The organism is Campylobacter concisus, from assembly GCF_002913945.1.
Lineage (GTDB): Bacteria > Campylobacterota > Campylobacteria > Campylobacterales > Campylobacteraceae > Campylobacter_A > Campylobacter_A concisus_P.
The window spans coordinates 13,574-35,891 of record NZ_POZK01000015.1 but is presented as its reverse complement, the minus strand read 5'-3'; the positions used below and the strand labels follow the sequence as shown (position 1 = coordinate 35,891).

Annotated in this window: 24 protein-coding genes and 3 pseudogenes; 10 read left to right on the top strand and 17 right to left on the bottom strand. The window is 35.0% G+C overall.

From position 1 onward, the window contains the following. Positions 1–40 precede the first annotated feature (40 nt). The 8 genes and pseudogenes from CYP64_RS02490 to CYP64_RS02450 form a co-directional block, all read right to left on the bottom strand. Positions 41–1,315 (bottom strand): type VI secretion system domain-containing protein, encoded by a 1,275-nt coding sequence (locus CYP64_RS02490; RefSeq protein WP_103648554.1) that lies wholly within the window; start codon positions 1,313–1,315, stop codon positions 41–43. Beyond that, positions 1,316–2,080, bottom strand: a complete 765-nt coding sequence (gene icmH, locus CYP64_RS02485) for a type IVB secretion system protein IcmH/DotU (RefSeq protein ID WP_103648553.1) — start codon at positions 2,078–2,080, stop codon at positions 1,316–1,318. Positions 2,081–2,088: 8 nt separating this feature from the next. After that, positions 2,089–3,483: a type VI secretion system baseplate subunit TssK gene (gene tssK, locus CYP64_RS02480; protein WP_103648552.1), complete on the bottom strand. Its 1,395-nt coding sequence runs from the start codon at positions 3,481–3,483 to the stop codon at positions 2,089–2,091. Position 3,484: 1 nt separating this feature from the next. Further along, on the bottom strand, positions 3,485–3,952 hold the full coding sequence (gene tssJ, locus CYP64_RS02475; RefSeq protein WP_054195914.1) for a type VI secretion system lipoprotein TssJ: 468 nt from the start codon (positions 3,950–3,952) through the stop codon (positions 3,485–3,487). A 507-nt stretch (positions 3,953–4,459) separates the two neighbouring features. Continuing rightward, positions 4,460–4,684 carry a hypothetical protein gene (locus CYP64_RS02465; RefSeq protein ID WP_141091144.1) on the bottom strand — a complete coding sequence of 75 codons (225 nt, stop codon included), beginning with the start codon at positions 4,682–4,684 and terminating at the stop codon, positions 4,460–4,462. A 247-nt stretch (positions 4,685–4,931) separates the two neighbouring features. Next, positions 4,932–6,830: a hypothetical protein gene (locus CYP64_RS02460; RefSeq protein WP_103648549.1), complete on the bottom strand. Its 1,899-nt coding sequence runs from the start codon at positions 6,828–6,830 to the stop codon at positions 4,932–4,934. A 269-nt stretch (positions 6,831–7,099) separates the two neighbouring features. Next, positions 7,100–7,627, bottom strand: coding sequence for a cytochrome c3 family protein (locus CYP64_RS02455; protein WP_103648548.1), 528 nt, complete (start codon positions 7,625–7,627; stop codon positions 7,100–7,102). Continuing rightward, positions 7,624–7,875, bottom strand: a pseudogene (locus CYP64_RS02450) (FAD-binding protein); the annotation flags it as partial. The gene CYP64_RS02455 and the pseudogene CYP64_RS02450, both read right to left, overlap by 4 nt. Positions 7,876–8,232: 357 nt before the next feature. On the opposite strand from CYP64_RS02450, the gene CYP64_RS02445 reads away from it, so the two are divergent. From CYP64_RS02445 to CYP64_RS02435, 4 genes and pseudogenes are all read left to right on the top strand, one after another. Then, a complete protein-coding gene (locus tag CYP64_RS02445; protein WP_141091143.1) occupies positions 8,233–8,475 on the top strand; it encodes a hypothetical protein in 243 nt (80 codons plus the stop codon). Between the two features lie 38 nt (positions 8,476–8,513). Then, a pseudogene (locus CYP64_RS10230) lies at positions 8,514–8,942 on the top strand (cache domain-containing protein); the annotation flags it as partial. Then, positions 8,940–10,166 carry a PAS domain-containing sensor histidine kinase gene (locus tag CYP64_RS02440; protein ID WP_315969214.1) on the top strand — a complete coding sequence of 409 codons (1,227 nt, stop codon included), beginning with the start codon at positions 8,940–8,942 and terminating at the stop codon, positions 10,164–10,166. The pseudogene CYP64_RS10230 and the gene CYP64_RS02440, both read left to right, overlap by 3 nt. Beyond that, positions 10,163–10,858 carry a response regulator transcription factor gene (locus CYP64_RS02435; protein ID WP_103648545.1) on the top strand — a complete coding sequence of 232 codons (696 nt, stop codon included), beginning with the start codon at positions 10,163–10,165 and terminating at the stop codon, positions 10,856–10,858. The genes CYP64_RS02440 and CYP64_RS02435 overlap by 4 nt, the downstream gene beginning before the upstream one ends. Before the next feature lie 132 nt (positions 10,859–10,990). Here CYP64_RS02435 and CYP64_RS02430 read toward each other — a convergent pair whose 3' ends face one another. The 5 genes and pseudogenes from CYP64_RS02430 to CYP64_RS10445 form a co-directional block, all read right to left on the bottom strand. Then, entirely contained in the window at positions 10,991–11,548 is a 558-nt protein-coding gene (locus CYP64_RS02430; RefSeq protein WP_103648544.1) for a hypothetical protein, read from the bottom strand. A 3-nt stretch (positions 11,549–11,551) separates the two neighbouring features. Beyond that, complete coding sequence (locus CYP64_RS10225; RefSeq protein ID WP_258032916.1) at positions 11,552–12,022, bottom strand: molybdopterin dinucleotide binding domain-containing protein; 471 nt, start codon at positions 12,020–12,022, stop codon at positions 11,552–11,554. A gap of 333 nt (positions 12,023–12,355) precedes the next feature. Further along, positions 12,356–13,684, bottom strand: a pseudogene (locus CYP64_RS10220) (molybdopterin-dependent oxidoreductase); the annotation flags it as partial. Between the two features lie 12 nt (positions 13,685–13,696). Further along, positions 13,697–14,065, bottom strand: coding sequence for a twin-arginine translocation signal domain-containing protein (locus tag CYP64_RS10215; RefSeq protein WP_258032903.1), 369 nt, complete (start codon positions 14,063–14,065; stop codon positions 13,697–13,699). Between the two features lie 115 nt (positions 14,066–14,180). Beyond that, complete coding sequence (locus CYP64_RS10445) at positions 14,181–14,480, bottom strand: molybdopterin dinucleotide binding domain-containing protein (protein WP_369008328.1); 300 nt, start codon at positions 14,478–14,480, stop codon at positions 14,181–14,183. A gap of 6 nt (positions 14,481–14,486) precedes the next feature. Between CYP64_RS10445 and CYP64_RS02415 the strand changes: the two genes are divergently transcribed. The 6 genes from CYP64_RS02415 to CYP64_RS02405 all read left to right on the top strand — a co-directional run bounded on the left by CYP64_RS02415 (position 14,487) and on the right by CYP64_RS02405 (position 18,574). Beyond that, entirely contained in the window at positions 14,487–14,825 is a 339-nt protein-coding gene (locus CYP64_RS02415; protein ID WP_219809689.1) for a winged helix-turn-helix domain-containing protein, read from the top strand. Positions 14,826–14,943: 118 nt separating this feature from the next. Further along, positions 14,944–15,333, top strand: coding sequence for a hypothetical protein (locus tag CYP64_RS10210; protein ID WP_258032902.1), 390 nt, complete (start codon positions 14,944–14,946; stop codon positions 15,331–15,333). Between the two features lie 66 nt (positions 15,334–15,399). Next, positions 15,400–15,522: a hypothetical protein gene (locus tag CYP64_RS10205; protein WP_258032901.1), complete on the top strand. Its 123-nt coding sequence runs from the start codon at positions 15,400–15,402 to the stop codon at positions 15,520–15,522. Positions 15,523–15,570: 48 nt separating this feature from the next. Beyond that, positions 15,571–15,729, top strand: coding sequence for a hypothetical protein (locus tag CYP64_RS10200; protein ID WP_258032900.1), 159 nt, complete (start codon positions 15,571–15,573; stop codon positions 15,727–15,729). A gap of 37 nt (positions 15,730–15,766) precedes the next feature. Beyond that, positions 15,767–16,033: an ATP-binding protein gene (locus CYP64_RS10195; RefSeq protein WP_258032899.1), complete on the top strand. Its 267-nt coding sequence runs from the start codon at positions 15,767–15,769 to the stop codon at positions 16,031–16,033. A 399-nt stretch (positions 16,034–16,432) separates the two neighbouring features. Next, a complete protein-coding gene (locus tag CYP64_RS02405; protein WP_103648543.1) occupies positions 16,433–18,574 on the top strand; it encodes a tyrosine-type recombinase/integrase in 2,142 nt (713 codons plus the stop codon). A 352-nt stretch (positions 18,575–18,926) separates the two neighbouring features. Here CYP64_RS02405 and CYP64_RS02400 read toward each other — a convergent pair whose 3' ends face one another. The 4 genes from CYP64_RS02400 to CYP64_RS02385 form a co-directional block, all read right to left on the bottom strand. Beyond that, positions 18,927–19,424, bottom strand: coding sequence for a hypothetical protein (locus CYP64_RS02400; RefSeq protein WP_103648542.1), 498 nt, complete (start codon positions 19,422–19,424; stop codon positions 18,927–18,929). 63 nt (positions 19,425–19,487) lie between these two features. Next, a complete protein-coding gene (locus CYP64_RS02395) occupies positions 19,488–20,354 on the bottom strand; it encodes a helix-turn-helix transcriptional regulator (RefSeq protein ID WP_103648541.1) in 867 nt (288 codons plus the stop codon). A 2-nt stretch (positions 20,355–20,356) separates the two neighbouring features. Next, positions 20,357–21,367, bottom strand: a complete 1,011-nt coding sequence (locus CYP64_RS02390) for a WG repeat-containing protein (RefSeq protein WP_181001674.1) — start codon at positions 21,365–21,367, stop codon at positions 20,357–20,359. After that, a complete protein-coding gene (locus CYP64_RS02385) occupies positions 21,342–22,283 on the bottom strand; it encodes a hypothetical protein (RefSeq protein WP_103648539.1) in 942 nt (313 codons plus the stop codon). Before CYP64_RS02385 ends, CYP64_RS02390 begins: the two co-directional genes overlap by 26 nt. Positions 22,284–22,318 lie beyond the last annotated feature (35 nt).

Here is a 22,318-nt window from a genome sequence, read left to right as displayed (position 1 = left end):
TTTAAATAAAATTAAAGGTGATTTAAAAAAACATATTTTATCACACAAATGTTTTTGCCTTTATATATATGTCTGATAAATAATCTTTAAGCTCGGTATTTTCTATGAAATTAACTATTTGTGCATAGGTAGCTTTTGCATTATTATTCATACCTTGTGCAGTAAAAATTTTTGATAATTCAAGCATAAAATTAAGCTCACTTTGAGCACTTGAAGCATGCTTGCTTTTGTCTAGTTCTTTTATTAGATCTTCAAAACTCATATCTTTTTTACTATCACTGCTGGAAGTAAATTCCAAAGAGTTGCTTTTAATAAAAAATTTACTTATATCTTCACTAAAAAAAGCTTCTCCGCTTTGAAATTTGAGCTTTTTTATATCTGGAAATTTATCAATAAAATTTAAAACCATATCGCAAATAAGATCACTTTGCCTTGCAAGTCCAGCACTATTTAAAAACTCACAAAATATCGTAATGCCTTCTATCCAAAATGGATTAAGTGCTAAATTTCTTATAAATTTTTCTAAGTTGTCAAGATTTAATTCATTATTTTTTTTAAAAAGCATAATCAGATTTTCATCAGGATAACGTATCTGTGTTATTTGATCGCTACTTGATGGGAGCGCCTTTATTCTGCCCCACATTGCTTCAAAAATTAAAGCATAAGCATTAAAATTTTTAATATCACTCCTTAAAAGCATTAGTGATAAATTTATAAAATATTCTCTAAATTCTCTATCATTAAATGTGCTAATATCATTGCCACTAAATGAAACGTTTTGATAGTAAGTTGGCTCAGTTTTAGTAATGACTTTTGGCTCTTTAGCTTTTAAAATTTCTTCTTTTTTTTCTTCTATATAAAGCGTATCAAAATGTGTACCAAGCTCTTGTGAAAGCTCAGGCACAAGGTCATTAAACGCTTTTGCGTCAGCTTGATCCAAAGCTTTATCATTAGCTTGCGTAAAAAGCTCTATTGTCTGAGCTATTATCTTTTTTTTAGCAGGTAGCTGCTTTTCGTTTTTTGCAAGCGAATTTGGCTCTTTTTTCAAAATAAATAGAAAAAAAGCAAAGGCTTTTATAAGTGTCTTAAAAGCCTCTTTGTCGTTTAAATTTATAGCAGAAATCGCTAAGAAATTTAAAAGCTTGGCGTCAAGACTAAACTCACTTAAGGCTCTTAAAGATGAGCTAAATACGTAATCCCACTTTATGCTATCATGCATCAAAGTTTTATACTTTGACATTTCATCAGTTAAACTAATATAAAGCTCATTCTCTAAAAAATCTTCATTAAATTTATTACAAAAATTATCTTGCACTTACTTGTTATCCATAAAATTCTCTATCTTATTATTTAGGACACTATCGTTTCTGATATTATTTTGATCCATAGAATATGTACTATATAAAAACGCGGCTGCGATCATAGCAATGGCTAGCAAAATGAAATAAAATTTTAAGCGCTTTAGCGAAAATATCTCAAGAAAGCTTTTCTTTGTCTGTTTTAAGTAGCTCTTTTCAAATACATTTTCATCAGCTTTTATGAGCGGAGAAACGGCTGCAGCTATATTTTCACAAAGGTAAGAAATTTTTTCATTGCAATCTTCTTGGGTTTCATATTTTCCTTTATAGCCAAGCACCAAACAAGCATATATAAATTCCAAGAAATCTTTATTTTTGCCAACATTTTCAAACCACTTATCCATAATGCCAAAGAATTTATTTCCGCCTAGATTTTCATTAAAAAATCTTGTTGTCAGGGTATTATTGGCCCAAAAGCTGTTCATAAAAATTTCATTTTTTAGTAAGCTCTCATCTATAAAAACACAAAGGCAATATCTAAGCCTAATGATATCGTCTTCCTCATAAATGCTTAGATTTGATATCTTTGAAGTGGTACTTAAGATATCGTTTATCAATTTTTCACGTAAATTTGCCATTTCGCTTTGTGAAAAATTTTGTAATTTTGAAACCCTATTTGCCAAAAGAAGTAATGGTAACACGTGATCTAGTGCAAGATTTGTGCCAAGGCCCAAAAGATTTGTTTGACTTAAAACTGAGGTTTCATTTTGATTTTCGTTCATTTTTATCCTTATAATAAAGCCCACATTTTAATGTCAGCATTTGGTAAATTTGCCGTTATATAAACGCTAATCACATTTTGATTTGCAAAGCTTTTAAAAATTTCATCTTTTTTGTCTATCTTATAATAGATATAATCGTTTAACTTTGGTAAAGTGCTAGGAACAACAGAAATTTGCTCTACGTTTATACCTCTTAGCTGTGAAGAAACTATGCCTTTTATATTTGATTGAGTATGGATTTTGCATTGCTCTTTGAAATTTTTAAGAAGATACTCATTTTTCGTATCGCTGTGAATAGCAAAATAAATTTCTGAGTTTTCAATAATGCTTGGATTATCAAAAATACAGTCATAAAAGCCGTGATTATTTTTAACAATCTGTGCCATTATATATTTTGGAGATAAGATATGTGAGAATAAAAGTCTTAGATTATTTATCAAAGGCACAAAAGTTTGAGTTAGATTATTGTGATCGTAGGCTATAAATTCGCTAAAACTATTATCGTGACTAAGTGCCAACAAATCAGCCTGAAAATCAACTAATTTTTCATACAAATACTCTGGGTGAAATTTATCTTTCTTTAGTAAATAAGAGAATATTAAATGCCATTTTTTTAGCATATTTAGTGTTAAATATGTTGAAAAATCAAGTCTATTTTTAGCTTGATCAACACCTCCTAGCAACCCAAAATAACTCTCTTGATGTTGCTTTGTAGCAAAGCTAAGCTCCTCTATAAAATTTGTTATGAAAGTGTTTTTACTGATGTCAATACAAGTTGGAATAAATTTTTCGTCAAGTGTTATTTGCTTATTTAGGTCTATATTTTTTATTTTACAAATTGGTATGCTAAGCTCGTAAGGCATCTTTGAGCCAAATACTCCAAGAGACGATCTTTGGCTTGCTAGGATTAGATTTTCTTTATCTTGTGTAAAGGCAGAAGATAGTTCAAAATCATCTTTATCATCTAGCTCATTTAATATATCGTTGCTAGCTTCATCATGCACTCTTGAGCTAATAAGTGCTTGCTTGGCTGTAAATTTTAAATTTGGTAAATTATTTTGCAAGCTAATATCGACCAAATCTGAGCTAATAGGTAGTTTTAACACTAGAATGGCTGAGTTTAGCTCGCTTGGGCTTATCTCAAGTGGCTCTGGTAATTCATCTTGATCTGGCGCGTTAAAAATCGTACCATCTTGAGAGATACAAGAAATTTTAGTTAGCCCTATTTTGCCTTGAAGCAAAAGATCGCTTGAAATTTCTAAATCTAAAACACCGTATAAATTTGAAAAAGAAGAGATGGTTTTTAGGTTTAAATTTCTCTCAAAATATCTTTCTTGCTGCTCGAAATGAACCTTATCAACGTTCATTCCGTTATACCAAACGACTTTTAACTTTTCAGACATTTTATTTGCTTGCTTGTATTTTAGAGCTACTAGCGTCTAAAACATTTACGCCATTTTTTGTTATTTCAAAAACTATATTTTTTTCTTTTATCTCTTTTGTGGCTTTATAAGCCTTGATATTTGTCTTGCTCTGATCAGCATAAAGTACCAAAATACCGACATACGGAACTTCGTCAGGATATACATTTGTAAAAGCATATCTATTTGTATTTGGCTGAATTTGTGTTTTTATGGAGTCAATCTTATCATAACCTAGTATTTCACCATTTCTCTCGGCTAGATCGATAATGCTAGCTTCTTTAAATTTAGCCACATCTCTTAATTTATAAGCTATGATAGTTATAGGAACATTATCGCCATGATAGTTCAAATTTGAATTTGGCATATTGCTTATAATAAGATCTTTTGCGCATCCTGTAAGAAATAGCATAAATACTAAAAAAGATAGAAATTTAAATATTTTTTTCATGAGTTCCTTTACCTGATTTTAATAATATTATTTTTGCGTAATTATATCTAAAAAATTTAGATGATGCTCATTTTAAAATTAATGTTCTTAAACAAAACTTTTATATCTGTTCTTATTCTTTTTTATCGTTTTTATTATATTTATTGATCATACTATCTACAGCCACCTGTGTTATTTCCAGTAAGTATACTTGCTCCAGCTTCAGCCGCGGTCTTATTCTACTCGCCCACTTTTATGTTTACACTCTTGTGGCGTTGTAACCAATCCACATTATAAATACAAATATAGCCTGTATCAAAGAAATACCGCCTATCGTGACGTCCATTTCTTTCAAATTCTTTTTCGAAAAGTCGCTCTTTTTTATACCGTTTTTAATTATGTAATATATATTAGTCAAGATTATCCCAGCAAAAATAACGTCACCGTAGTGTTCTCCAAAGAGAAGTTTTAGGATTACTATAAAGCCAATACACAATATGCTACCAAAAAAAATAATTAGAAATTTTTTTATTTTTTGTTATCCTTTCTATCTTTGTCATTTTTGCTTTTTATGCTATCGGCTACTGCTTGACCTGTTTCTGTCACAACTGATACTATGCTTTCAGCCTCAGTCTGCAAATCTCCATCACCAATTTTTATGGTTTTACCGAAATTTCCTGAGAAATTACCAAAAACTGTACTTATCTTAAACATATTATCATTACCCATACCAACATAACAATAATAAGTCATATTAACGATATACCGCCATGCCTAATATCTATGTTTTGAAAATTTTTGTATGTAAAATCACTTTTTTTAATTCCATTTCTTACTATATATAGTATTAATAATTATAAAAACAGCAACTAATGCATCTATGTAGTATACTTCTCCAAAAAAGTATTTTAATACACGCAAAAAGCCATTTAAAATAAGACCAAAAATAATACCCCAAAAAAGTAAAGTATAATATTCTTTAAAAAACTTTTTCATAAATTTACTTTTTATTGTTGATATTATCAAATTGTGCTTGCGCTACACCAAATATTATATTGGTCAAATTTTCAAAAGATGACTTATAGTTGCCAGGTATTTTTTCTCCTATTTTTCCCATGTGACTCGCTCCATAACCTATAAGTCCACCAACTCCGGCCTTTATAAGAATTCCATCTTTATCCACATCTTTTGATCTATCTTTAAGCTGAGGGTATAGCTCGGTAGATGAGTTGACAAAAGCGCCTCTGACTATTGCCGAGAATAAACCGCTAGCAGCTCCGCCATATGCACCGCCTAATGCATTTATTACTACTTCTGTATGGTCAATATTTTTAAAACTGTAGCCGTTATTTATATACTGCGATCCAATATCTATACCTCCGCCTATGGTGGCGCCTGCTACTATACCCGGGGTTTTTGAGCTATCATAAAATTTAATATCTTTTGTTGCGTCTTTTATTAAAGTACTAGGACTGCTTTGCGAAGCAGAGAGCTTTGATTTAGAAGCTGTCACTAAATAACCTTTATCGTTAGTAATTTTATAAACCTCTACCGGTTTATTATTTTTACCTAATTGTTGATATATCACTTTATTTCCCGTTATATCCATACTATGAGCTACATACTCTTTACCGTTGTGTCTTAATATACCGTCGCTACCTAGCTTTCCTCCTTTTGGAGTATTGGCTAATAGTTTTTCGTTTATTCTTGCTTGCATCTCTACAAATGGAGCTTTTATCGCATTTTTTGAACTAGAGTATAGAGCCGACGATAGTTGCTTTGCGGCGCCGACGGCAGGTTTAGCAAACGGTACAAGTATATCGCTTGCATCTCCTAGTCCTATGGTATGGTCCGGGTCCCAATGCTTATCCTCATACTGCTCTTTAGTTGCGGTGTATAAAGGATAACTCGTCATACCCTCTTTATAAACGTCTGTAAAGTATAAATTTCTCTCTTTGGCAGTAGTTGCCAATATATCATACGCCTCATCTATTTTATCTCTATCAAACACCATATTATACCTAGGCACCTCGACTTCATCGGCGCTTTCTAATGTAGATACAACATGTTCAAAAGCTTCTTTTTGAGATTTATCGACATTCGTTTTAGCTGCAAGCATAAAAAGGTTTATTGCCTGGGCATAAGGTACGTTATTTTCTTTACTATATCTATATGCTAATTCCATCGCAAGATCATGTTCATTGCTTGTTAGTATTCTATTCACCCCCAAATTCTTATCCAGTTTTGCAAATTCTCTATTGTTATTTATCATGCTTGTTGTTACAGCTGTTGTTAAAGGTGTTTTAGAAAAACCTTTATCATTTAGCCATAGAGCATGAGAGAAATATCTAGTTGCAAAGTCTGAGAAATTTGATGCGTATTTAGTATCATCATCTCTGTTTTGATTTATATCTCTATGATCTTGTATATCCATAGATCTTTGGTTTTCATGGGTTATGGTTTTTACAAGATCTTTAATATTGGTTATGTTTTTGAAATTTATATAGCTAGATCCGGTTTGCAAGCTTGTAAAACCTTGTATCTTTTCGCCATTATATCCTGTTTCATCTGTATATATAGCCTTTACATTACACTGATTAGTGTAGTCTTTTTTAAAGCTTTCTTGAAAACCTTTAAGGAAATTCTTTACAAAGGCTATATTATGCAGCTCATCATCTTTGCCATTGGCATCTCTCATATTGCCATTGCCATTAAACTCGCTTAGAAGTTTGTAACGATTAAGGGTGGTTGGATTTTTGTTGAGATACTTTATATGCTCGGTTTGATTTTTCTCACGACATGCATGTGCAAATCTACCTATGGCTTTACCATATGTTAAAAAATCTGACCTTACGTTTATAACTAGATTGTGGTCTTTTATTGTGTATGAATTAGCCATGGCAAATCACCTCAATATATGAACTTTCTTTCGTGCTAGCGGTGCTAGTTACTATTAATGAAAATTTTTTCATTTTTATCCTTTTAAAAGATATTTATAGTAATTACACCAATTTTGGAAAAAATTTCAGCTAGAAATGCAAAAATTTGTAAAAAAGTTTATTTTTCAAGAAAAAAATTAAAAATATTAAAATAATGGAGATTAAAAGTGTTTATTTAAGGGAGGTTTTAGATAAAAGATTATCCGCCCCAGATGAGGCGAATAGGAGATTATTTTTTAGTAGGCGGATACATCTTCCAGCTACTATCTACCTTCCAGTCTATCGGATGGCAAGACATACAAGTATTTAGCTTTTGCGGATGATGCACGGCGTGGCATGACTGACACTGTAGCATCTCATTGGCTTTGTTATGAGTACCTTCGTGCGGGTTAGATAGGCCATAGTGCGCGGTCTTTTTTCTTATGTCGACTATCTTATGACAGCTAGTGCACTGCTCATTTTTAAAGCCCCTTTGTTTCGCCGGCATCTCAAAGTCGCCGGTCACATACATCCTGACCTCGTTTAGCTGCTCGCCTATGGTCGGCGTGTGGCAGTCGTGGCATGTTACATTTGCGTCGTTATGCTTTTTAGCTAGCATATCTCCTTTTGTAAAAGAATCGTACTCAGGCTGCATGTTGTGACACAAGATACAAAATTCAGCCTTGTGGCTAGCTGCTTCTATCTGATGAAAAGCTATAAAGCCAATGATAGCTGCTACTATTAGCCCTATTATCGTATATTTTTTTCCCTTGCTCATGTTTGTACTCCTTTTGCGTTTGCCGCAGCCTGATAATCAGCTAAGCGTCCGTAGCATAGACATGTTCCGTGGCTAGTGCCAGCTAAAACTACTGGATAATCACCCAAAAAGCGTCCGCCCATAACATTACCGCAGGCATAAAGTCCAGAAATTTTGTTATAGTCAGTATCTAACACATTTGCAGTGCTTGGCTCTACGGTGAAGCCGCCCATGACGACTAGGCTAGCACCTACACCCATCTTGCCAGCGTAAAACCTATATTTATTGGTATTTCAACCGCATCTTTTACAGTTTTTGCTTCTTTGAATTGTTTCTCAAACAAGGAAATATTTTTGATAAAAAAGCAGTGCAGTTTTTCCAGAATTATTTTGCTTTATAAAAAAGATTCTATGAAATTACTTTGGATTTATATTTAATTTTAACCAGTATGATGTTTTGCTTAAATATAAATTCAAAATAAGTATCTCAGTAATATTATGCGATATAGTATAGGCTAATTTTAGCAAACTTTTGGTCACCATTGCAGACTTTTATCCTAAAAATTCTATAATGCCAGAATGGGATTCAAGCGAATTTATTTTTATATTTTATTAGTTGCCGTTAGTGTGGGATATTTTTATTTAGTTTTTACAAACTACAATGAGAATAAACATCAAACCTACGACTCTGCCGTCTTAAGTCAAATAAAAACCGTACAAAAATACAAGGCAATCATAAATGAGCGTATCGAGCAGCAAAAGCGACTGCTTGAGGAGACAGCAAAATTTGTTGCGACAAAAGATTATACACAAGATTATACTACGATAAAAGGCGTGCTTAGCATTGTTGCTAGAACGGGTAGCTTTTAGCAGTATATGCCGGATATCCGGATAGCTACAGATTTGTCGCAAGCAACGAAATCGAGCCGCAATATAATTTCTCAGACCACCCTTGGTTTGTCGCGGCAAAAGGCAGTATGGCAACAAGTTTTACCGAGCCTTATATCGACCGCCAGCTTGGCATCTATGTCATCTCTGTCTCAACGCCGCTTTTGAAGGATGGCGAATTTATAGGTGTTTTGACGGCCGATCTCGACTTTGAAATTTTTCAAAAAGAGCTTGCCGCACTCTTTCCGCTTGCAAATGGCTCAGCGTTTTTAATGGTGGATGGCAAAAACATTCTTGATCAAACAGGGCAAATTTTAGATTTTTCAGACACTCAAACCAAAGAGGTATTGCAAAAAATTTCAGTTAAAAAACAAGGAAACGAGCAAATTTTTATCAAAAATAAGCCTTATATTTTTGTATATGATACGCTCGCAAATAGCAAATGGATGCTAGTTAGCGTGCTTGACAAGGGTATGATTTACAATCAGATTAACAAAAAAGCACTAAAAGATCTTGGTATTTTTTTGGCATTGGCATTTTTTGGCATTTGCGCCTTTGCCAGTCTTTACGTGGCACAGCGAAAATTTTATAAAAACAAGCACCTTCTAAATCTTTTTGCAAAAAATCCAATAGGCGGACTTGTCATCACGGATAAAGCCGGTAATATCGCCTTTATTAACAAAGAATTTGAGAAAATTTTTGGCCTAAAATTTAAGGCAAATATCGGTAAAAATTTAAAAGAACTCTCTAATATTTTCTGCTCAAATCAAACTACACAGAGCATATTTACGCAAATCAGCAGCAACCCAATCAAGAGCTTTGGCCTGACCTCAAAAAAGGGCGAGCTGTTTTATAAAACAGAGTTTTTGCCGCTGCTTGACAAGCAAGGCGTATTTGAGGGTGTTTTTATCATGTCGCACGATATTACGCATGAAGTGGGTTTGGAACAAAATAGGCAAAAACAAGAGCAAATTTTACTGCAAAACTCCAAAATGGCAGCACTTGGCGAGATGATAGGCGTGATCTCACATCAATACAAGCAGCCTCTAAATACGCTTTTGCTTCTTGCAAGCGATACGCATGAGCTGTTAAGCGGCAAGAATGGCGATAAAATGGCACTAAAAAACATTGAAAATATACGCATGAACGTTGAGCTTATGAATGAGACTATCGATGTTTTTAGGGATTTTTACAAAGAGGATTTTTGCGAGAAAGAATTTGACTTAGTCGACGTGCTTGATGATGTTTTATACATTTGCCGACCACAGCTTCAAGTAAAAAATATCGAGTTACGCTTTACATACGACGATGGACCCCATGAGATTAAAGGCTATGCAAACTACATAAAACATGTGCTTATGAACCTTATCACAAACGCAAAAGACGAGCTGGCCAAAAAGGCAAAAAGTACCGACAACTTCATCCCTTATGTAGGAATAAATCTTCGTCAAGATGAGAGCAAATTTATTATCACTATTGAAGATAATGCAAATGGTGTAGATAGTGAGCTTTTAGATAAAATTTTCGAGCCGTTTTTTACCACAAAAGGCGACGACGGCACCGGTATGGGGCTTTATCTTTGCAAGCTGATTTTTGAGAAAAAACTACGTGGCGACATAAGACTTGCAAATGCCAAAAACCCGACAAAATTTGAAATAGAGCTGTTAAAATGAACGAAATTTTTAAAGAGTTAGCGCACCTAAATGTACTTTTAGTTGAGGATGACACGCAGCTGCAAGGAGTTTTGGCTGGACTTCTTGCACCATATGTAGGGCAAATTTACAAGGCGCAAAACGGGCAAGATGGTCTTGAGAGTTTTAGCAAAAATGACATTGATGTTATCATCACCGATATCAATATGACCCAAATGAGCGGAACAACGATGGCAAAACGAGTTAGAGAGCTTGACGAGCGTGTGCCGATCATTTTTATTACGGCCTATGATACCGATGAAAATTTACAAAACTCGCTCAACATACAAAATTCAAACCTGCTTAAAAAGCCATTTGACAAACAGCAACTTTTAATCATGATATTAATGGCCACAAAAAACGGTGCAAAAACTAGCAAGCGACTAAATTTAGGTCGTGGATTTAGCTATGATACGCAAGATAGGTTGCTTTATAATGAGAACAAAAATATCGTTTTAACTAGAACTGAGCAGCGACTTTTGCATATCCTAGCGATAAATAAAGAGCGAGTCGTATCATTTGAGATGATAGAAAATTTCACGTGGAGTGGCAAAGTAGCGTCATTTGATACTATGCGAAACTACATAAATAAACTGCGTAATAAAACCTATGCGCAGCTTATCAAAAACGTTCAAGGACTTGGTTACAAGCTCTCGATCGATGATGAGGCTTGATAGTAAATTTAAGTCTAAAAGCAATTCCGTGATTTGATTTAAAAATTGCTGAAAAATTTCGACCTAAGCCTGGGGATATAGTCCATCAAAGGCCGAAATTTTCTAGTTTATAGAAATAAAGCACAAATAAAGTTATTCTATTGGGGCTTTGCTTTGTAAAAATCTAGTCAAAGTTTGCGTTTCTGTCTCATCAAGTCCAGCGTTGCCGATCATAGTTTTTATAACACTTGGCCAAACATTTACGTTAAACTCATCATATCCGTGTAGTGCATGGCACGCCCCACATCGCTCTTTAAACAACTCTTCGCCAGGCTTATAAACCTCGTCTAAATTTGGCTTTAAGGCCTTTTTTTCGACCGTTCCCTTAACACTAACTTTGATCCATTCATTGTCATAGTCGTCTTTTAAGACGCCATTTTTCTTGAAATTTTTATCGTTTTTAACACTTATGTCGCTCTCTAGGACACCTAGTCTAGCATAAGCTGTATTACCCTCGCCAGGCACAAAGCCGTTATATTCGACTTCGGCGAAATTGCCACTATCTTTTAATACCTTGACTTTTGCGCCCACAAAAAGCTGACCGATCTCTTTGCCACCAACCTTATCTAAAATTTTAGCTGGCGTACCGACATAGGCATCGTTAGCAAAAAGCGCAGCACTAAGCCCTAAAAATATAACTATTTTTTTCACTTCTTATCCTTTTTTTGCAAATTTTGGCCGAGAAAAGACCTCTAGGTTTGGCAATTCACCCTCAAATTTCTCGATTTGCACGAGTGCAGTTGCTTGATTTCCCATAGCAAGGCTTGAGGTTGGCTCGTTTGGTATTAGGACGTTTACGTTTCCGTGTCTGCAAAGTCCGTTTTTATCTGGATCCCACCAGCTACCCTCTTGCATTCTAACAACGCCTTGTTTTACGTTTTTAGTTACGATAAGTCCTGCTAAAGTTTGACCGCGATCGTTAAAAATTCTTACCACATCACCGTTTTCAAGACCTCTAGCTTTTGCATCGTCTGGATGCATCCATACAGGCTCTCTACCTTGAACTTCTTCAAGGTTTCTAAGCCATGTGTTGTTTAGTTGGCTGTGAAGGCGATATTTTGGGTGCGGAGTTACTAAATTTAATGGATATTTTTTTGTTTTTTCCACGTCTCCTAGCCACTCCATCGGCTCCATCCAAGTTGGGTGCGCCTTGCAGTCATCATAAGCTGCTTTTGCGATCTTTTTAGACAAAATTTCAAACTTGCCAGATGGCGTTCCTAGGCGGTTGATGATAGGATTTTTTCTATACTCAGCCATAGTTACGTATTCGTGAGCGTGAGGCGGGACCTTAAATTCAACATAACCTTTCGCCCAAAACTCATCAAAACTAGGCATGCCAAGTTTTGCATCATCGCCCTTTTTCTTTGAGGCATTATAAAACTGCTTGATCCAGTCCATTTCACTCTTGCCCTCACTAAATGCCATATACTCTTTATCGCCAAATTCTTTTAAAATGCCGCAGTAAATTTGGTAGTCGTTTTTAGCTTGCTCGTATGGCTCAGCGATCTTGTGCATAGCTATAATAAATTTGTTTGTATGAGATTTTGTGATGTCATCTCTCTCTTGCTCGGTAGTAGCCGGCAAAACTATGTCAGCCATGCGAGCCGAAGCCGTCCAAAAGCAATCCTGCACGATAAACGTATCAAGCTTTTCAAATGTTTTTGCCATTAAATTTGTATCTGGCGCATGGTGGAATGGATTGCCGCCAGCCCAGTATGCCATTTTTATAGTCGGATAGGTGATCTTTTTGCAGTTAAAATCAACCTCTTTGCCATGGTTGTTTATACAATCAAGAATCCTTGAAACCGGTATAGCGATATTGCTGCGGTTTTTCCACTCGCCCTCAGTTGATGGTACGATGCCGATAGCTCCTAGTCCAGGGAAAGCTGTAGATGTCGTAGCAGAGCCGCTTGCAAGTGCAAGTGCGCTGCCGTTTGGCGCAGCTGGGCTTGGGCAACCGCCGTCAGAGTAGTGGTAACCAAAGCCATATCCGCCACCAGGCAAGCCGATCTGTCCAATAAACGCAGCAAGAGTTATCATCATCCAGTGAAACTGCTCACCATGATGTGCGCGCTGTGGTCCCCAGCCACCCATTAGCATGGTGCGTTTTGAGCCAAAAATTTTAGCTAAATTTACAATCTCTGCCTCGCTTACGCCGCAAATTTTTGCCGCCCAAGCCGCATTTTTTACAACTTTATCCTCGGCTTCGCCTTTTAGATAAGCGATAAATTGCTCTGAGCCGCTTGTATATTTTTTTAGAAATTTCTCATCAGCCACGCCAGCGCTCATCATCTCGTAGCATATCGCCATCATCATGGCAACGTCGGTTGTTGGATTGACGAAAATGTGCTCTGAATTTAGATAGTTTGCAGTGTTGTTATAAACTGGATCGATTGTAATGACTTTGATGCCACGCTTTTTCATCTGCTCTTTTAACTTACGAAAATAAATGTAGCTCTCGTGATCTGGCACTCCCCATGCGATCTGGTTTGTATTGATCGGGTCAGCTCCCCATATGACGACAACTTCGGTGTTTTTAAGTATCACAGGCCACGCCGTAACAAGAGAGTTACCCTCGTCAGAGCCTGCAACGTGTGGCGTGATCGCACTGATAGCATGCTGCGAATAGTTTAGCGTACGAGTAGTGTAGCCGCCAATAATATTTAGCATACGGCCAAGAAGCGTTTGCGGATTGTTAATGCTACCAACGCTATACCAACCATAGCTACCGCCATAGATCGCGCTACCGCCATATTCTTTATTAACGCGTTTTAGTTCGTCGGCTACTAGTTTAAAAGCCTACTCCCAGCTTATCTCGACCCACTCGTCCTTACCGCGCATTGATTTATCGCTTTGATAGCCTTTTTCTAGGTATCCTTTACGCACGCTTGGACGCGCGATACGAGTTTGATCGTAGGTTCTAGCAACCACGCCTTGAGTTAAGCTAACTGGGTAAAAGTCGATCTCGCTAGCATCTAATGCGCCTTCGAATTTACCGTTTTTAACTAGCCCTTTGATAGCACCAAAATGGCTTGCGCTCATCTTTGCAGGCGTGTCGCTCATTAGGTTGTCGCTTATGAGACTTGTTGCGTTTAAGCTACTTGCTCCAGCAGCTGTAGCTGCTGCAGCTTTTAAAAAATCTCGTCTTTGCATCTTTTCTCCTTGCATAAAATTTTATGATTAGTTTAAAATATAAATGTAATTTTAAATAAAAAGTATAATAAAAGTATAATTTAAAAAAAATTTGTAAAAAAGTGTCCGAAAGACTCAGACACTATATGTTTTATGCGTTAGGTTTTGAAAATACCTTTACTTTTGGGACATTGCCTGTAAATTTCTCTATATTTACAAGAGCCGTATGAGATATATTGCCTTGTGCAAGCTTTGATGTGCCTTTATCGATAGTTAGGACGTTTACATCGCCATGAACACATATAGATCCTATCTCGCCAGGATTTTGTGGATCATACCACGCACCCTCTGCTACGCAAACTACATCTTTTCTGACATCATCTGTTACGACAGCGCCACATAAAATTTTACCATGTTTTGATGAAACAACGACTAGATCACCATTTTCAATACCTTTTTGTTTAGCATTTTCTGGATTTATCAGAACTGGCTCACGCTACTTCGCCAAGGGATACAAGCTAGTAGCGAGCCAAAAACCTTTTGCGTAGATAAACAAAAACGCACTATCTTAAAAAATGGAGAAACCATAGCGCTTACAAAGGCGGAATTTGACATCTTTATCTACTTTTATGAAAAAGAGGGGATAGTCGTATCAAGAGAGGATATTTTGATAAATTTGGGTCAGGCGAAATTTCAAAGATGGCTAAAAAGTATCGACGTAGCCATAGGATGCTTGCGTCAAAAAATAGGAGACGAGCCTAAAATCCACACTTCATCCACCCCGTGCGCGGTATAGGGTATAAATTTATCAATGCGTAATATATCTATCATCGAACTCATATCATTTTTCTTTTTTACAGCGCTTATTACGGTAAATTTGGCATTTTTTATTGAGTCAAAAAGGCAGGTAAGAGATGCATGAACGCTTTATGCTAGGTATGAAAAACAGCGAGCTTGATCCTATTGAGATCGGACAAGGCGGAGAGAAAATTTATAGCGACTCGTATACTGATATGATAAGGTATAACAAGAAGTTTTATTTTGTGCCTATATTTTCTTCTATCGATCCAAAAATGTTTTCGCGCATTATGGATGCGGCAGGGCTTAATATATCAAGCAAAGATGAGATAGCAAAAAACGATGTACCTTTAGAAAATTTAGAAGAAATTTCTTCGCATAACATTTGGATACTTTGGCTTGTAGTAAATGTCGTGATGGTCGCCTTTTTTATAGTTGTTTTGAAAAAATTGCTAAGGCTTAGAAATTTAAAAAATATGATTAAGAAGAGCAGGCGAGGAGGATAATTTAGGCTGATACAAGTAGAGGCAAACGACGAAATAGGCCAAATCACTGGCGAATTTAACACAGCTATGCAAAAGATAGACGCCATAAAACAGGCTAAGGCGCTCTTTTTACGCAACATCTTGCACGATTTTCGCAACCCGATAATGAAAGGGCGGATCATGGCGGACATGATAGCCGAAATTTTATAAGACGATAAGGTGGGAGATAGGTTAAAACAAATTTTTATAAGGCTAGAGATGATACTTGGCGAGGTTGTCAAGGTCGAAAAACTAGTATCTAATCAATGGGAGCTTAAAACGAACAAGCACCGAGTCATAGACATCGTCGATCACTCTGTAGATATGCTTTTACTAAAAGATACAAGCCGCATAGAGGTGCGAGATAAGCGCTGTTGAGGTTGATTTTGAGCTTTATGCGACTGGAGTTAAAAATTTGATCGATAACGCCTTAAAATATTCAAGCGACAAAGTAGTCGTCAGCATAGATAAAAGTACACTCTGTATAAGCAGCGTAGGTAGCGAGCTTGAGCCAGAAAGGCTTGAGTTTGATAGGGCATTTAACAGAAGAGTAGAAACTTCAAATTCTGGACTTGGTCTTGGACTTTACATAGCAAATCAATTTTTTAAAAAGCACGGCCATGCCCTAAAATATAAACACGAAGGTGGTAAAAATATTTTTATGATATGTTTTGGGGAGTGATTTAAATAAGAGTTGCTTTATAAGTCTCTTGAAGATATTTAGAATTTCATTGAGTAGATTTTATATCTTGACAAAATTTTAAAGCAAATCTATTTTTTATGATATTAAAAGGGTGATGGCTTTATAATCATTGGAATTTTTAAGAGACTGTCCCACTTTAGTAACTAAGTGTTCCACTCTTAAAGGAAATTTTAAAGAAAGGGAAAGAATAAAAGCATCACTGCTAGTGCCTAAAATATGATGTTTTGGTGTCACGGGGGAGACTTGAACTCCCGACCTCCGGCTTATGAGGGTTTAAAAATAAACCTTGCGTAAGCACCAAAAAGACGTCACACAGCCAGTTTCACACTAAATATCTGCTACATTTTGCTACAAAGTTATATTGCATAGGTAACAAAGATGCAATATCTAGTCAAACGAAATGACATATACTACTTTAGAGTAGCTATCCCACTATATTTGAGGCCTTATTTTGGTAATAAAACCGAATACATAACCTCCTTCCTCACAAAACGCTTTGATACAGCAAAAAATCGTGCTAAGATCTACTCTATAATTTTTAACGCGATCAAAAAGGCATGGAAGATGAATTTGAGCAGCGAACTTATAGAGCACTTGGTGCTTATGCTTTTAAAAGCCAAGGAGGCCAAAAGTATCAAAGAGCATGATATGCTTGGCAGATATATAAATTTAGATGGACTACTATCACTAAATTTGTTTTTAAAACAGAGTTTAAAAGAAGATAGCTTACCCAGTGTCATATCAAAAGAGGTTGATGAGATCTGCAAAAAGCTATCTTGCGCTGACTCTCACACCAAAAAGCTTCTTGGCAAAAGAGTGCTTGAGGCAACGATAGATAATATAAATCACATATCATATAAGATGTGCAAAAACCAAAAGCTACTAAATGATAAGCAACAGGCATTTGTGCCATTTGGCAAAAAGCATAAGAGCACAAATTTAGATGATGGCACCAAAGACGAAATAGTAAAAAGCATTAAAGAGGCTAACATAGATAGCTATCAAGACGACATAGAAGCTTTAAAAAAGCAGGATTTGGTGCTGCCTTTTACTAAAAAGTCTTTAAAGCACTCTGTTTGCGAGTTAAGAGATTCTATAAATGAGCTAGCTAAGCAAAAAGGCGCACTCACACAAAACGATATCCTAAGAATATTTGGTTGTGAGTTATTGCCAGATGGAGATAATGAGCTAAGTGATGATCTAAAATTTGGGTATGGAAATTTAAATGATCCTAACTTTGGTGGTCAGGTAAAGTTATACAAGGCAGATAAATATGAAGATAAGGGCATAGTTTTAAGTGACATTGAGGCTAAAGACCTTGAGATAGATGATACAAGTGATGCTAGTGGCATGACCTTCAATGAAGCTATAAATTTCTTTCAAAAGCTCTTCTCAAATAGAGCTAAAAGTCTTAGATACAAACTAGACTCTTCTACTAAAAATGAGAGTAAAGCTAACTTGGTCACGCTAAATAGCGCATTTAAAAACTATATATCAAACACAAGCATTTCAAATAACTGGAGTGATAGCACATTTGGCCTTGTTAGACATGTAGGGCGGTTAATGTCTATGAAATTTGGCGACGAGCTAGACATCAAAAAGATAAAAAGAGATGACTTACTAAATTTTAGAAATGTCTTACTACAACTACCAACCAAGCTCTCTCAAAATAGTCTCTATAAAGATAAGAGCCTAGATGAGATCATAGCTTTAGCAAAGGATAGACCAAAAATTTCTAAATCAACCATCAAGAAGTATATTGTTAGAGTTAGTGAGTTTTTTAAATACTGCTACGATAGTGACTATATAGATAAGAATCCAGCTATAGATCTACAAATAAACATAAACCAAGATGATGTTACAAATAAAAACCCTTATGAAGATAGTGACGTAAATGTACTTTTGGATATTGTTAGTAAGATTAGATCAAGTGGTGACACTAAAAGTCAAAGGATTAGCAAAGATGAGCTATTTTTCGTTACTCATATAGCAGCTTACTCTGGCATGAGACTAAATGAGATAATACAGTTAAACACAGATGACATAGTTGAAAAATATAACATAGTATGCTTTAGTTTAAATACAAAAATAGATGTAAAAACAGGTAAGAGTAAGACTTTAAAGACTAGAAACTCTGTAAGGATAGTTCCTATCCACTCTAAGCTAAATAGCATTGGGCTATTTGAATTTATAGAGAATAAAAAGAAGCTAGCTAGGAAATGCGGCAAAGCAGTTAGGTTATTTAGCTGTGATAATAAAGACTTTTCTGAGTATTTTAGAAAGAAGATCAATACTAAAGTTATAAAAGATGATGATAAGACAAGGACATTTCACTCATTTAGACACACTTTCATAAACAAGCTCATTCAAAGTGGTCAAAGGGTTGAACATATAGCTGCCCTTGTAGGGCATGAACAACAATACAAGATCACCATGAACACTTATGGAGAGCCAGTAACTCCAAAAATTCTAAAGGATCTAGTTGAAGAGGTAAATTTTTATCAAGGAGGGGAAGGGTGAGCGTAGTAAACTATTTAGAATGATGGGATTGTTAACATAAATAGTAAAGGTTGATTTATAATTTAAGGTTATTTAAGATTCTGAAATTATGCTTAATTTTATGACTTTTTAATATTTTGCTATATGTTATTTTATTTATCTTAAACGGATCAATAAACAACGAAAAGCATAACCTGAACCAGCTTGCATATATATTCTATATATGGTATTTGCTATCAAAAAGCCATCTTGTATTTCATCTGGGCGAGGATACTTTTTGTCTGACAAGTCAGACAAAAACACCTCGTTAGGGATAATCCCTAAAACCCTTTTAAAGCCCATTACGGAATGCTAAAATCTTATAAATTAGTTGCTAAACTATATCCAAATTTAAAATATGGCTTAGTCGCCTAAAACAAATCATCAAATCTAGTTTAGCATTTCTATCAAATTTTTTATCGCTTAACATATTTATCGATACTAATCTCTTGCATACGTCGTGCACCGTGGCAGCCTCTTGAAGGTCGCGTTCATTAAAATATTTAACGTATATGTATAAAATTTTATTGACGTCTTTGATTACGCCCGTAAAGTCTTCTATCCATTGGGCGTAATAAACCTTTCTCCAATCCTCCGCTTGCTTATCCAGCAAAAGACAAACGTATTGCATATATTGTTTGGCGTTTGCGTCCAGAGATACTACCGAAACGTCGGCTTCGTTCAATTTACGCCCCAAGGAATAAACTAGATTAAAAAGAACGCCTCTAGCCATTTCGTATTTAGTGATAGACAGATCTAAATTTAGATCTTCACCGGTACTTTTGAATTCGCTAGCGTTTTTCGAATTTTTACTCGTCAGATTTTCTTTCATAGCTCATTCTCCTAAATTAAGACTATTTTAGGAGATTTTATAAAATATCTGCGACAGGTTATGTCATTTCAAATAATCCCTAAGCAAATTTTCAAATTTATCCTTCAAATTTAAAGGCTCTACTATCTTTATAAACGGTAGCCAGTATTTTACGACCCGCAATATCTCGTCATCGTAAGCTACTTCCGTGCTTATAATGATTTTATCCTCATCCTCTTGCACTACTTCGTAGTTTGGCAAAAACTCTTTTCTTTTAAAATACTCCATAGCTTCGTTTTTGATTTCAAGCGTAACCTTAAATTTATCATCCGAAAACCAGTTGGTGTCGTTTTTTTCGATACGTTTTAAAAACTCGGCGTTTACAGAGAAAGTATCGCCCTTTATCTTTATGCGTTTTATTTTAGAGAGAGTGAAGTTTTTTAGTTTGCCTTCGTCGTCTGCTAGCAGATACCATATACCGCTATTATTTATTAGTTTATACGGGTTTAGTTTGCGCTCTTTACCACTATATTCGCATTCTACGATACGGTTTTTTACTACGGCTGCACTCACGGCTTCAAAATCATCCCTTGAAATTTGGATACTTTCAAACCCTTGGTTTTTGATTAGATAGGCTTTGTTTAGCTTCTCATTCAAAACGTCGCTGATAAATCTATCGTCTAGCTCGGGAAATAGCGATCTTGCGCCGATTAGTGCAGCAAAAGCTTTTATATCTTTAAAGCCTAGTTTGCCAAGAGCATAGTCCTCTAGGAAATACTTGCCGTTTTCTTTTCCTATTGGCAAGACGCTAAGTCTCTCAAAATCTCTCAAAATCGTTCTTTTATTTACGTTAAACTCTTCTGCCAGCTCATCTATGCCGAGTCTTGCTCTGTCGTTTAGTTTTATCAAAATTTGGGCAAGCCTAAATGCTATCTTGTCGTGAGAGTGCATTTTTATCCTTTTACATAGTCTTTTGGTATCTCAAAATAATACGATTGCGGTAGAATTTTGCAGTTAAAGTCGAGTAAGTAGCATTCATTATTTTTTTGAGCCAATAGTATATTCTCCCATATTACATCTACACAATAGCCGAAATCATGCTCCATTATAGTTTTTAAATCACTACTTATTAGATATCTTTTATCGCCGAGTCTAGCATTAAAACCAAAGCCATTTATAGGAACTGGATCACAACCATAAACAACATCTGTGATACTTAAATCCAACGCCATAATTCCCAATTTACCATCTACATGAATTTCTAAATTTTTATCTCTTGTGCAGCAATAATTACATTCCAAACTTTTTAAAATTTCCCCTTTATTGTTAAAAATAGATAAATCCTTATCTTTTATTACAAAAAAATTGTCTCCAAAAAAATCAACATATCCTTTGCCTAAAACCTCTCCTTTACTGTTCATAACGATTCTTTCATATTTAGAACTATCTTTTACGATATACAAATTCCCCTTTTGCTCATAAATATACAAATTGTCTAGTACTACTTGATTTGAATTTTCATCTTGATAGCTATATTTTTCGTATATAACATTACGATCAATATAAAAATTATGCTCTTTTATTTCATTCAAATACTCATCTACAAAAGTTACACTATCTCCTTTTACTAGAGCTATAACATATTTATCGTAGTCAAAACGCGATTCTATGATATGATCAAATTCCATATCTAAAATGATTTCACCTTTACTATTTATTATGCCGGCCTTACCGCTTTTCCTTTGAACTATAAAATTTTCAGTTTCTTTTATCTTATCGAATCTCTCAAGCTTTACGGGTATTATATTTTTACCATTTTTATCAAATAGTCCATATTTGCCGTATTTTTTAACTTTTATAGCCTCATCGCTTAAAATATCTATCCAATTATATCTGGGCGGTATTATAATGTTTTCGTAAACATCCATTACACCGTATCTACCACATTCTACAAATTCTTTCATCGTATATATTTTTTTTAGGATTGACACAAGGCAACTGTCTAAAAATATTTCCATCTTTATCCATAAAAAGTTTTTCATACTTATCGTAAAGTTTTAAGTATCCCAAATGCATACCAGTCCAATAAATAGATCTAAAGTTTTTCGCTTCGGCAATCCTTTTCCCGTCTTTATCAACAGCCCATCCATTTTTGAATTCCAATCCATATTTTTGTAGATTATTAAAGCATACTACATCGACTTTTTCATCTCTTTCAATTTTTTTTTCGACTTTCTTAATAGTCTGCTCATATTCTTTGACGCATTCTGGTAATTTTTTTGCTTCTTCTTTTAGTTTTTGTAACTCTTCAATAATATCGTCAGACTCTGAAAAAGCGGATAAAAAGTCTTGACATTCTATTTTAGAAACTAAGTCATCAAATTTATAAAAAACGCTACTGACGATCTTGTCTAGCTTTGTATCGTCTAGATAATCTTGCAAATTATATATATCCAAACTTTCGCTTAATTCATCAGGCAAATCGTTTAACATTTTAGATATATAAAATTCATCAAGTTGCTGTTTTAAAGTATCCCCTTTTAGTATTAAAGATTTTTCTATGTTTTTATATATAGGCTGAACATATTTTTTCCTAGTTATCATTCCTACTATTTTTAATAAGATAGATATTACATTCATTATACCGGACAGGAGCATCAACCATAAAGAATTACGCAATTCACCAAAAGAATTGTTATGAAATAACATATCCCAAATAGATATTCCACTTGTAAAACTAGCTTTTTTATCATTTCTATCGGCTTTTTCTAATTTTAACTTATCTATTTCGTCGGCAAAATCCAAAGCAAGTTTACCAATATTTGCATTTTTGGCTTTGCTTATAATTTCCCTTATTAAGGCAATATCCTGCGTCGTCATCTCGTCTCCCTTAAATTTTTAAAAGATTATAGAAT